We start from the raw sequence: 10,067 nt of genomic DNA, 5'->3' as shown, positions 1-10,067 counted from the left end.
TTCCTATCTGAGCCGGTCGGCGGCGGGGTCCGGCCGGGCTGGGCGCCCGGCCGGACCCGGTCCCCGGTGATGCTCAGTGCTTGGCGAAGTTCTGGGTCCAGTAGATGCCGCGTGAGCTGTTGGCCACGCCCACCCCGAGATGGGTGTAGGCGCAGTTCATGATGTTGGCCCGGTGACCGGAGCTGTTCATCCAGCCCCGCACCACTTCGGCGGGGGTGCGCTGGCCCATCGCGATGTTCTCCGCCCAGGCTCGCATCGGGCTGAACCCGCTCGCCTTGATGCGGGCGGTCATGTCCGTGCCGTCCGGCGAGGTGTGGCTGAAGTAGTTCTTGGCCGCCATGTCGTCGGAGTGGCCCTGCGCGGCCGAGCGCAGCTGGGGGTCGGAGACGAGCGGGGCGCAGCCGCCCTTCTGCCGTTCGGCGTTGGTCAGGCGCACCACCTCCTCGGAGGTGGTGGACCCTCCCGGCGCGGGGGTGGGGGCGGTGGTGGTGCGGGTCGGAGCCGGTGTCGGCTTGGTGGTGGCCGTCGGGGTGGGGACCGGGCCGGGGGTCGGGGCGGTGGAGGTGGGGCTCGGGGTGGCCGCGGGGGAGCAGGCGAGCCTGACGGCCTTGGAACGGCTGACGTTGCCCCGGTAGTCGGTGGCGACGGAGTAGTAGACGCCGGGAGCGCACCACAGTCTCACGGTCACCCGCCCGTTGGTCCCGCGCAGGGAGGCGCTCTTGACGACCGGGTCGGCGCCGGCCACGGCGCGCTTGATGCGGACGCGGACCAGCGCGGTGTCGTCGCAGCCCAGCCGTGCGGCGGAGGCCTGGATCCGTCCCGCCGCGGTGACGTAGGGCTTGGCGGCGTACACGCGGCACTCGGCCAAGGGGGCGGACGCGGCGTGCGCGGTGGCGATCGGCGTGCTGAGGGCCGCCAGGCTCCCGAGGCACAGCAGTACCCCTAGTGGTCTGCGCATGTCGGTTCCTCCAGTTGGTGAGACGCTGGACGGTTCCGCATTCTGTCGGGGGCAGGTCGGCTTTGTCAGCAAATTACCGACATTAATTGCGGGCTCCAGGTAAACCAGAGTGATCACATAGACGTCTGGGGCTGACGATGCACCGGTCCAAGTTGGGGGAGATGTGCCCTGGTAAGTCCCTTTTCAGCCCGTCTGAGCTGGGCATTCATGACATCAGTCGACATGAAGATCGACTGGGCCGGGTAAGGCGAGGGGGGCCCTCGACGAGGAAGGTAAAAATATTCGCGTCGCCCGGGACCTACCAAGCGGTCACTCGCTGCGATTGAATGTGGCATGATCTCCCCGGCGCCCTCACCCGCCGTCGTCACCGTGCCGCGCGGCGTGCGCATCGGCTACGGTGTCGGCTCAATCTGCACCGCGACCTTCTCCACCGTCCCCGGCCTGCTGCTGCTCTTCTACATGACGAACGTGCTGGCGGTTCCCGCCTGGATCGCCGGGGTGGTGGCCTTCCTGCCCAAGCTCTGGGACATGTTCATCAACCCCTGGGTGGGCCAGCGCTCCGACCGGACGGTCTCCCGCTTCGGGGCCCGCCGCCCGTGGATGCTGCTGGGCGCGCTCACCCTGCCGGTGACCTTCACGCTCACCTTCGCGGGCCCTCCGCTCACCGGTCTGTCCGCCGCGCTGTACGTCGGCCTCTGCTACTTCCTCACCGCGACGGCCTACGCCTTCTACGAGGTGCCGTACAAGGCCATGCCCGCGGAGATGACCGACGACTACCACGAGCGCTCCTCCCTGCTGCAGTGGAAGATGGTCTTCGTCGGCCTGGGGATCCTGCTCTCCGGGGCCGTCGCGCCGATGATCGCGGGCACCGAGGTCTCCGGCTACCGGACCATGGGGCTGGTCGTCGGCGGGGTGCTGCTGCTGTCGATGCTCGCGGCCTTCTTCGGCACGGCCCGCGCCCCGATGGTCGCGCGGGCCGAGGCGGAGTCGTCGCTTGGCGCCCAGTTCACCGCCGCCCGCTCGAACCGGACGTTCATGGTGCTGCTCGGCCTGAGCTGCGCCCAGATGCTCGCGGCCGGGATCATGCTGGCCGGCTCACCGTACTTCGCCACCTACACGCTGGGTGATCCGGCGGCGACCACCACGCTCTTCCTGGGCATCGTCGGCCCGCTGCTGATCACCATGCCGCTCTGGGTCTGGCTGTCCAAGCGTTACGACAAGCGCGGGGCGATGATCCTGTCGTCGGCGCTGTTCACGGTGGGCACCGTCGGGATGGCCTTCTCCGGACCGCTCGGCTCGGCGTACGCGCACGCCTGCGTGCTTCTCGTCGGCATCGGTTACGCGGGGTTCCAGCTGCTGCAGTTCTCGATGCTCTCGGATGTGATCGTCCACGACACGCTGGTCACCGGAAAGCGGCGTGCCGGAGTGTTCACCGGGCTGTGGACCGCCGCCGAGACCGTGGTCTTCGCGTTCGGCGCGTTCATCCTCGGCTGGCTGCTCGGTGCGACCGGGTTCGTGGAGTCCGACCCCGCCACGCCGGTCGCGCAGCCCGAGTCGGCGACCACGGCCGTGTTGTACGGCACGACGCTGCTGCCCGCGCTGCTGATGGTGGTCAGCATCGTGCTGACCACGCGCTACACCCTGACCGCGGAGAAACTCGGGGAGGCCGGGGCGGGAGTGGCCGAGGCAGAGGTGACCGAGGCCGACTGAGGAGGGCGACCGGGCACGGGAGGGCCGGGCGCCGAGGTCATGACAACAGCTGAGGCGTGATCATCAGGAAGCCGCAGTCGCCGAAGGAGACGACGTCGCCCGGCCGGACCTTCGCCGGGCCCACCAGGCGCCAGTCGTTCAGCCGGGTGCCGTTCAACGAGCCGAGGTCGACGAGGACCCAGCCGTCCTCGTCGCGGCGGAGCTCGGCGTGCACCCGGGAGACGGTCAGGTCGGCGAGGACCAGGTCGCAGGCGGAGCCCCGGCCCACCACGTAGCGGGTCCGGTCGTCGGCGGGCAGTGCCAGCCTGGGCAGCCTGGGACGCCGCCAGGCCGACTCCACCCGCTTGGTGAAGTCGGAGGCCGAGGCGACGACCTCGGTGACCATGCGGCGGAACCGGCCGCGTTGCGGCAGGTCGGCGACGAGATTGTCGAGTTCGCCCTGATTGCGGGCACGCAGGGCCATGTCGACGCGGCCGAGGAACGTGTCGTGCGACAGATGCCCCTCGACAGCACGGTCACGGAGCTCGTTGATCGCACGATCGCGATCCCCGTCGGAGGCACGGGACGGGGGATGCGTCGAGCTCATCCTCCGAGTATCGGCCCCAAGGGCGGAACCTGTCCAGAATATGCAGATCTCTTGCAGCGAGCATACTGAGTATGCATACTCAGTATGCATGGCGATCCGACACGGGCTCCTCGCCCTGCTGAGCCAGGGACCTCGCTACGGCTACCAGTTGCGCGCCGAGTTCGAGGCGTCGACGGGGGCGACCTGGCCGCTCAACATCGGCCAGATCTACACGACGCTCTCCCGGATGGAACGCGACGGCCTGGTGAGCCCCGGCGAGCAGGACGAGCAGGGCCGGGTCGTCTACTCGATCACCGAGGCCGGCCGGGCCGAGATGGAGCGATGGTTCGGCACCCCCGTCGCCCAGTCGGACCGGCCTCGGGACGAGCTGGTCATCAAGCTCGCGATGGCGGTCACCGCCGCCGCGGACGTGCGGCCGATCATCCAGGCCCAGCGCACCGCGACCATGCGCACCTTGCAGGAGTTCGTCCGAGCCAAGCGGGCGAACGTCGAGGGTCCCGCCCAGCGGCTGGTGCTCGACTCGATGATCTTCCAGGCCGAGGCCGAACAGCGCTGGCTCGACCACTGCGAGGCAGTGCTCACGGCCTCCCCCCAGACGCAGGAGAAGCAGAAATGAGTTTCGATCCGGTCGTACGGCTCATGGACGTGAGCCGCGTACACGGAGACGGGCCGCAGGCCGTACCGGCGCTGCGGGAGGTGAGCCTGGACGTCGCCGCAGGCGAGCTGGTCGCGGTGATGGGGCCGTCGGGGTCGGGCAAGTCCACTCTGCTCAACCTCGCCGGCGGCCTGGACCGGCCCACCTCGGGTGAGGTCGTGGTGGCGGGCACGCCGCTCTCCGGCATGACCGCCGGGGGGCTCGCCGGGCTCCGCCGCCGCCATGTCGGCTACGTCTTCCAGGACCTCAACCTGATCCCGTCGCTGACCGCGGCGGAGAACGTCATGCTCCCGCGCGAGCTGGACGGCGTCAGGGCCGGGCAGGCCCGCCGCGAGGCGGGGGACGCCCTCGCCAAGGTCGGTCTGGCCGACGTCGCCGGCCGCTTCCCCGACGAGATCTCCGGCGGCCAGCGCCAGCGAGTGGCGATCGCCCGTGCCCTGGTCGGGGAGCGGCGGCTGATCCTGGCCGACGAACCCACCGGCGCCCTCGACACCCCCACCGGCGACGACATCCTCCAGCTGCTGCGCGGCCGCTGCGACGCGGGGGCCACCGTGCTGCTCGTCACCCACGAACCCCGCTACGCCGCCTGGGCCGACCGAGTGATCTTCCTGCGCGACGGCGAGATCGCCGACTCCACCGCCACGCCCCTGGAGAGTGCCCGGTCGAGCGCGGAACGCACCCCCGCCTCGGGGCCGCGGAGCGGAGGAGAGGCATGAGCGCCCTCCTCGCCGCACTGCGGATCTCCCGCCGGAGCATCGTCCGGGCGAAGGCGCGCAGCGCGCTCATCATCGTGATGATCGGCCTGCCCGTCCTCGCGGTCACCGCCGCGCTCACCTTCTCCGCGACCGAGAACCTCCGGCCGGAGGAGCGGCTGACCATGGACCTGGGCGCGGCCGACGCCAAGCTGACGGACACCGGGGCCGCCGGGCCGATCAGGCAGGACGTGACGGGCTACGACTGGCGACCTCGAAAGGAGGGGGAGCCGTCGCGGTCCCGGGCGGAGATCCTGGCCCTGGCCGGACCCGGCAGCCGGATCATCCCGATGAACAGCGGCTCAGGGGAGTACTGGACGGGGGCCGCCTACGATTTCGCGCAGGTCCTGGAGGTGGACCTGCGCGACCCGATGGCGGGCGCCATGTTCCCGCTTGTCCGGGGGGGCTACCCGCAGGCCGCCGACGAGGTGGTCGTCACCGACTCCATGGAGCCGGCCGTGGGCTCGACCCTCCGCTACACCCGTGACGACGTGCCCAAGCGTGTGGTGGGAACGGTGGTCTCGCAGCCGGGCGGCCGCAGGCGCGCGATCATCGGGCTGCCCGGCTCGCTGAACCCCGGTTCGGGGGTGATCGACGCCGAGCGGTCCTGGTTGCTGGACGCTCCGGCGCCGGTCACCTGGACCGAGACACGCCGGTTCAACCAGGCGGGGGTGACCGTGCTGTCGCGGGCGGTGCTGGAGAACCCGCCGCCCGTGGGAGGCGGTCCGGACCAGGCGGTCGAAGAGCCCGGGACGAGATCCACCATCACGCGCGGCGCCGTCCTGGCAGCCGTTTCCGGGGTGACCCTGGCCGTGCTGGAGGTCGTGCTGCTGGCCGGGCCCGCCTTCGCCGTCGGCCTGCGGCGCCGGCGCAGGGAGCTCGCGCTCATCACCGCCCAGGGCGGCTCGGCCCGCCACCTCAAGCTGGTCGTGCTGGCCGACGGGCTGACCCTGGGCCTGGTCGCCGCCGTGCTGGGAGCCGCCCTCGGGATCGCCGTCGCCAGGGGGATCGTGGCCTGGGCGGGGATCTGGCCGGCCGGTGGTCTTGGGGCGTTCGAGATTCCCTTTGGGCAGATCGCGCTGGTCGCGGCGCTCGCCGTGGTCAGCGGGGTGGCGGCGGCCGTGGTGCCCGCCGTACAGGCCGCCCGGGCCGACGCGGTGGCGGCACTCGCCGGCCGGCGGGCCGAGACGCGTGACCGGACCGGATGGCCGCTGCTCGGACTGGTCCTGCTGGCGGCGGGGGCCGGGGCCATGGTCTACGGGGTCCGGTCGACCGACGCGGTGGTCCTTTTCGGCGCGGTGCTCGGGCTGCTCGGCCTGGTCATGGTGACGCCCTGGCTCATTCGGCGGATCGGCGGCCTGGCCGGAGGGTTCCCGCTGCCCCTCCGGCTGGCCGTCCGCGACGCCTCCCGCAACCGCGGCCGTACGGCTCCCGCCGTCGTGGCGGTGCTGGCCGCGGCGGCGGCGTTCAGCACGGTCGCCGTGGGCGTCGCCAGCAGCGAGCGGGCGTCGGAGGAGTACTACCGGCCGGCCTATCCGACGGGCACCACGGCGATCCACGGCGACGACGTGACGGAGGAGTCCTGGAAGGAGATCCGTCCGATCGTCGATCGGACGCTTCCCGGCGTGCCGCTGGTGGAGACCTACCGGCCTGTCGACGCCAAGGGCAGGACGGTGGACTTCCACGCGCGAGATGGCAGATGCAGCCGCTGCATGACCTCGACGGGTCCGCTGAACGAGATCCCCGTGGGCGGGCCGGGCCTGCTCCGTCTCCTGCTGGGCCGCACCGACCGGGCGGCCGAGGCGGCGCTGGCGGAGGGGAAGGCCGTGGTCTTCAATCCGAAAACGGTCAGGGACGGCAGGCTCCGTCTCCGGACCTGGACACGTGGCAGCGACCAGGAGAAGGAACAGGTCCTCGCCGTGCCCGCGGTGGTGGTCACCGTTCCGGGACCGTTCAACGTGCGCGGTGTGCTGCCGGTCGCCGCGATCACCAGGGCGGGGTTCATCCCCAAGCTCAGCCACCTGCTCGTGGATCCGGCGGTCGCCCGGCTGACCCCGGAGCAGGAGCAGCGGCTCAGCGGGCCGGTGCGCGCCGTCACCCCCAACGTCGCGGTCGAGACCGAGCGGGGGGTCCGGCGGAACAGAGCCGACAGGGTCCCCGGAATCATGTGGGTCATGGCGGGCCTCGCCTCGCTGGTGGTGCTCGGCGGAACGCTCACCGCCTCCGGGCTGGCCGCGGCCGACGCCCGTCCCGACCTCGACACGCTCTCGGCGGTCGGGGCGCGTCCCCTGACACGCAGGCTGGTGGCGGCGGGGCAGGCGACGGTCGTCGCCGGGTTCGGTGTGCCCCTGGGACTACTCGCCGGGCTGGTCCCCGGGCTCGCGCTGGCGAGTCAGGTGAGCCTGCGGCGTGACGCCGAGCGTGAGATCGCGCTCAACGGGGTCCCGTTCGAGAAGCTGGGCGTCATCCTCAGCGTGCCGTGGCAGACGCTGCTGGTGGTGGGCATCGGCCTGCCGCTGCTGGCGGCGCTGATCGCGATGGCGTCCGCCAGGACCAGGGTGACACCGGCCCGGCGACTGGGATAGCCGGGCCGGTCCGCGGGGCGGGTGTTCAGCGCCCGTGCCCCGCGGACCGGTTCAGTCGGTGACGTCGGCGCAGACCACGTGGGCGCCCAGTTCGATCATCCGCTGCTCGCTGCGGGCGTCGGCGACCCTGGCCATCAGGATCGGCGCCTCGCTCGCGGCGAGCTGTGGCAACCGGGCGCGCACCCCGCGATGGATGTCCCTGACCACGTCCTCGGCCGCCGACATGTGCACCTTCACGTGCAGCATGATTCCCGGAGCGCCGGAGGAGGTGCTGGCCTCGGAGATCCACACGTGATGGACGAGCGGGTAGTCGACGAGCAGGTACGAGATCGCGGCGCGCAGCGCGGGCAGGATCGGGTGCTCGCACCTCCGGTAGCCGGGATCCACCATCTGCATCGGCCCCGACAGGTGGGGCCGGGGCGCGGGGATCCACGGCTGGGCGGGCGCGGCGGGCACCGGCGTTCTCTGCGGGCGCGCCGGCGCGGGACGCGAGACCGTGGCCATCGCCCCGGTCGCGTACGCCGTCGGCGTCGTGCTCGACAGCACGGGCGCGGGGCCGCTGCGCTTCGAGAGCAGGTACCGCTGGAGATCCTCGATCGGCACGGCCGCGGCCGCGGGTCCCGCCGCGTCGATCACTATCTCCCGTACGCCGGTGACCCGCTGGATGTCGAGGACTGTGTCGGCGTCGCACGCCGACAGCGAGTGGCTGCCACGGTGCCGCGCGTAGGTGTCCGCCGAGGTGTATCCGAGCAGGACACGCTCACCGGCCTGCGTCGTGCCGAGCACGACGGAGCGGTCAGGTCGCACGGCGACCAGGAGTCCCCATTCGGCAAGCGCCGCCAGCAGCCGGTGCGGCTCGCCGTGCTGCGCGAGTACGTTGCCGAGAGCGGGGTTCCCGATGCTCATATGAGGAACGATAGGTAGTGACCCACGGCTTATCAGGGTAATCGCGAAGTTTTCTTAGGATCAAGACCAACTTGAATTTTGGTGCATGGGATGTGTCAGGAGCGGGTACCGGCGTGCTGGATCATGGGGCGGTCGCGTCTCGCATCTCGGGACACTCGTGAATACGTTCACAAGCGTCGATAGACTACGTGAGGTCCGTGCACCCTCACCGCCTAGTAAGGATCCAGCCTGTGAACAAGCCCGTCGTACTGGTCGCCGAGGAACTTTCCGAGGCCGGTCTCGCGGTCCTGGGCGCGGACTTCGAAGTCCGCCACACCGACGGCGCCGACCGTGCCCAGTTCCTGCCCGCGCTCGCCGACGTGGACGCGCTCATCGTGCGCAGCGCCACGCAGGTCGACGCCGAGGCGATCGCCCACGCGCCCAAGCTCCGCGTCGTCGCCCGCGCCGGTGTCGGGCTGGACAACGTCGACGTGGAGGCCGCCACCAAGGCGGGCGTCATGGTCGTCAACGCGCCGACCTCCAACATCACCAGCGCCGCCGAGCACACCGTCGCGCTGATCCTCGCCTCCGCCCGCAACGTCGCCCAGGCGCACTCCGCGCTCAAGGGCGGCGAGTGGAAGCGCTCGAAGTACACCGGCGTGGAGCTCGACGAGAAGGTCGTCGCCATCCTCGGTCTCGGCAAGATCGGCCAGCTGGTCGCGCAGCGCCTCCAGCCGTTCGGCGTCGAGCTGATCGCCTACGACCCCTACCTGCAGCCGGCCCGCGCCGCGCAGATGGGCGTCCGCCTGGTCACACTGGAGGAGGCCCTGCGCGAGGCGGACTTCATCACGGTGCACCTGCCCAAGTCCAAGGAGACCATCGGCCTCATCGGTGACAGGGAGCTGCACGCGGTCAAGCCGAACGTCCGCCTCATCAACGTCGCCCGCGGCGGCATCATCGACGAGAACGCCCTCTACTCCGCGATCAAGGAGGGCCGCGTCGCCGGCGCCGGCATCGACGTGTTCCCGAAGGAGCCGGTCACCGACAGCCCGCTCTTCGAACTCGACCAGGTGGTCGTCACCCCGCACCTGGGCGCCTCCACCCACGAGGCCCAGGAGAAGGCAGGCACCCAGGTGGCGCGTAGCGTGAAGCTCGCCCTCGCCGGGGAGTTCGTGCCCGACGCGGTCAACGTCCAGGGCGGCGCCGTCGCCGAGGACGTCAAGCCGGGTCTGCCGCTGGCCGAGAAGCTCGGCCGGGTGTTCACGGCCCTCGCGGGCGAGGTCGCCACCAAGCTCGACGTCGAGGTGCGCGGCGAGATCGCCGCCCACGACGTCCGCGTGCTGGAGCTGGCCGCGCTCAAGGGTGTCTTCACGGACGTGGTCGAGGACTCCGTCACCTATGTCAACGCCCCGCTGCTGGCCAAGGACCGCGGCGTCTCGGTCGAGCTGGTCACCAGCGCGGAGAGCCCCGACTGGCGCAACGTGGTGACGGTCCGCGGCGTCCTCGCCGACGGCCGCGCGGTCTCGGTCTCCGGCACCCTGTCGGGTCCGCGGCAGATCACGAAGATCGTCGAGGTCAACGGCTACCAGATGGAGATCGAGCCGACCGACCACCTGTCGTTCTTCACCTACACCGACCGCCCCGGCGTCGTCGGCGTGGTCGGCCGCATCCTCGGCGACCACTCGATCAACATCGCCTCGATGCAGGTGGCCCGGGACGTCAAGGGCGGCAAGGCCCTCATCGCGCTCACCGTCGACACCGCCATCCCGGCCGACGTGATCGACCAGATCGGCGCGGAGATCGGCGCCGACAGCGGCCGCTCGGTCGACCTGGCCGACTAGCTGTCACACCGAGGTGGCCGTCGCCCCGCACCGCGGGGCGCGCGGGCGCGGGCGCACCAGAACACAACTCACAAAAGAAGAAATAAACAAACACA

At 71.1% G+C, this 10,067-nt stretch carries 8 protein-coding genes; 5 read left to right on the top strand and 3 right to left on the bottom strand.

Annotation, left to right across the window (positions count from 1 at the left end; genetic code table 11):
• Positions 1-73 precede the first annotated feature (73 nt).
• Positions 74-958 carry a CAP domain-containing protein gene (locus tag AB0J58_RS42685; protein WP_364227122.1) on the bottom strand — a complete coding sequence of 295 codons (885 nt, stop codon included), beginning with the start codon at positions 956-958 and terminating at the stop codon, positions 74-76.
• Positions 959-1,291: 333 nt separating this feature from the next.
• Between AB0J58_RS42685 and AB0J58_RS42680 the strand changes: the two genes are divergently transcribed.
• On the top strand, positions 1,292-2,668 hold the full coding sequence (locus tag AB0J58_RS42680; RefSeq protein ID WP_364227120.1) for an MFS transporter: 1,377 nt from the start codon (positions 1,292-1,294) through the stop codon (positions 2,666-2,668).
• Between the two features lie 37 nt (positions 2,669-2,705).
• On the opposite strand, the gene AB0J58_RS42675 is transcribed toward AB0J58_RS42680, so the two are convergent.
• Positions 2,706-3,254 (bottom strand): DUF1707 and FHA domain-containing protein, encoded by a 549-nt coding sequence (locus AB0J58_RS42675; protein ID WP_343969944.1) that lies wholly within the window; start codon positions 3,252-3,254, stop codon positions 2,706-2,708.
• Between the two features lie 88 nt (positions 3,255-3,342).
• Here AB0J58_RS42675 and AB0J58_RS42670 point away from each other — a divergent pair, with 88 nt between their 5' ends.
• Genes AB0J58_RS42670 through AB0J58_RS42660 form a run of 3 tightly spaced genes read left to right on the top strand, consistent with a single transcriptional unit; the run spans position 3,343 to position 7,246 of the window.
• Positions 3,343-3,870, top strand: a complete 528-nt coding sequence (locus AB0J58_RS42670; protein ID WP_364227117.1) for a PadR family transcriptional regulator — start codon at positions 3,343-3,345, stop codon at positions 3,868-3,870.
• Positions 3,867-4,625 (top strand): ABC transporter ATP-binding protein, encoded by a 759-nt coding sequence (locus AB0J58_RS42665; protein WP_364227114.1) that lies wholly within the window; start codon positions 3,867-3,869, stop codon positions 4,623-4,625. Before AB0J58_RS42670 ends, AB0J58_RS42665 begins: the two co-directional genes overlap by 4 nt.
• On the top strand, positions 4,622-7,246 hold the full coding sequence (locus AB0J58_RS42660; protein ID WP_364227111.1) for an FtsX-like permease family protein: 2,625 nt from the start codon (positions 4,622-4,624) through the stop codon (positions 7,244-7,246). The genes AB0J58_RS42665 and AB0J58_RS42660 overlap by 4 nt, the downstream gene beginning before the upstream one ends.
• A gap of 51 nt (positions 7,247-7,297) precedes the next feature.
• On the opposite strand, the gene AB0J58_RS42655 is transcribed toward AB0J58_RS42660, so the two are convergent.
• Positions 7,298-8,152 (bottom strand): hypothetical protein, encoded by an 855-nt coding sequence (locus AB0J58_RS42655; RefSeq protein WP_343969932.1) that lies wholly within the window; start codon positions 8,150-8,152, stop codon positions 7,298-7,300.
• Between the two features lie 230 nt (positions 8,153-8,382).
• Between AB0J58_RS42655 and serA the strand changes: the two genes are divergently transcribed.
• Entirely contained in the window at positions 8,383-9,972 is a 1,590-nt protein-coding gene (serA, locus tag AB0J58_RS42650) for a phosphoglycerate dehydrogenase (protein ID WP_343969929.1), read from the top strand.
• Positions 9,973-10,067: the final 95 nt, after the last annotated feature.

This window comes from Streptosporangium sp. NPDC049644 (assembly GCF_040675205.1).
GTDB lineage: Bacteria > Actinomycetota > Actinomycetes > Streptosporangiales > Streptosporangiaceae > Streptosporangium > Streptosporangium fukuiense.
Note: the sequence above shows the minus strand (reverse complement) of the source record. Positions and strands in the feature narration are given on the sequence as shown.

Excerpts from the sequence above, each read along its gene's own strand:
- AB0J58_RS42685 (WP_364227122.1), bottom strand. The coding sequence starts at position 958 with ATGCGCAGACCACTAGGGGTACTGCTGTGCCTCGGGAGCCTGGCGGCC.
- AB0J58_RS42680 (WP_364227120.1), top strand. The coding sequence starts at position 1,292 with ATGATCTCCCCGGCGCCCTCACCCGCCGTCGTCACCGTGCCGCGCGGC.
- AB0J58_RS42675 (WP_343969944.1), bottom strand. The coding sequence starts at position 3,254 with ATGAGCTCGACGCATCCCCCGTCCCGTGCCTCCGACGGGGATCGCGAT.
- AB0J58_RS42670 (WP_364227117.1), top strand. The coding sequence starts at position 3,343 with ATGGCGATCCGACACGGGCTCCTCGCCCTGCTGAGCCAGGGACCTCGC.
- AB0J58_RS42665 (WP_364227114.1), top strand. The coding sequence starts at position 3,867 with ATGAGTTTCGATCCGGTCGTACGGCTCATGGACGTGAGCCGCGTACAC.
- AB0J58_RS42660 (WP_364227111.1), top strand. The coding sequence starts at position 4,622 with ATGAGCGCCCTCCTCGCCGCACTGCGGATCTCCCGCCGGAGCATCGTC.
- AB0J58_RS42655 (WP_343969932.1), bottom strand. The coding sequence starts at position 8,152 with ATGAGCATCGGGAACCCCGCTCTCGGCAACGTACTCGCGCAGCACGGC.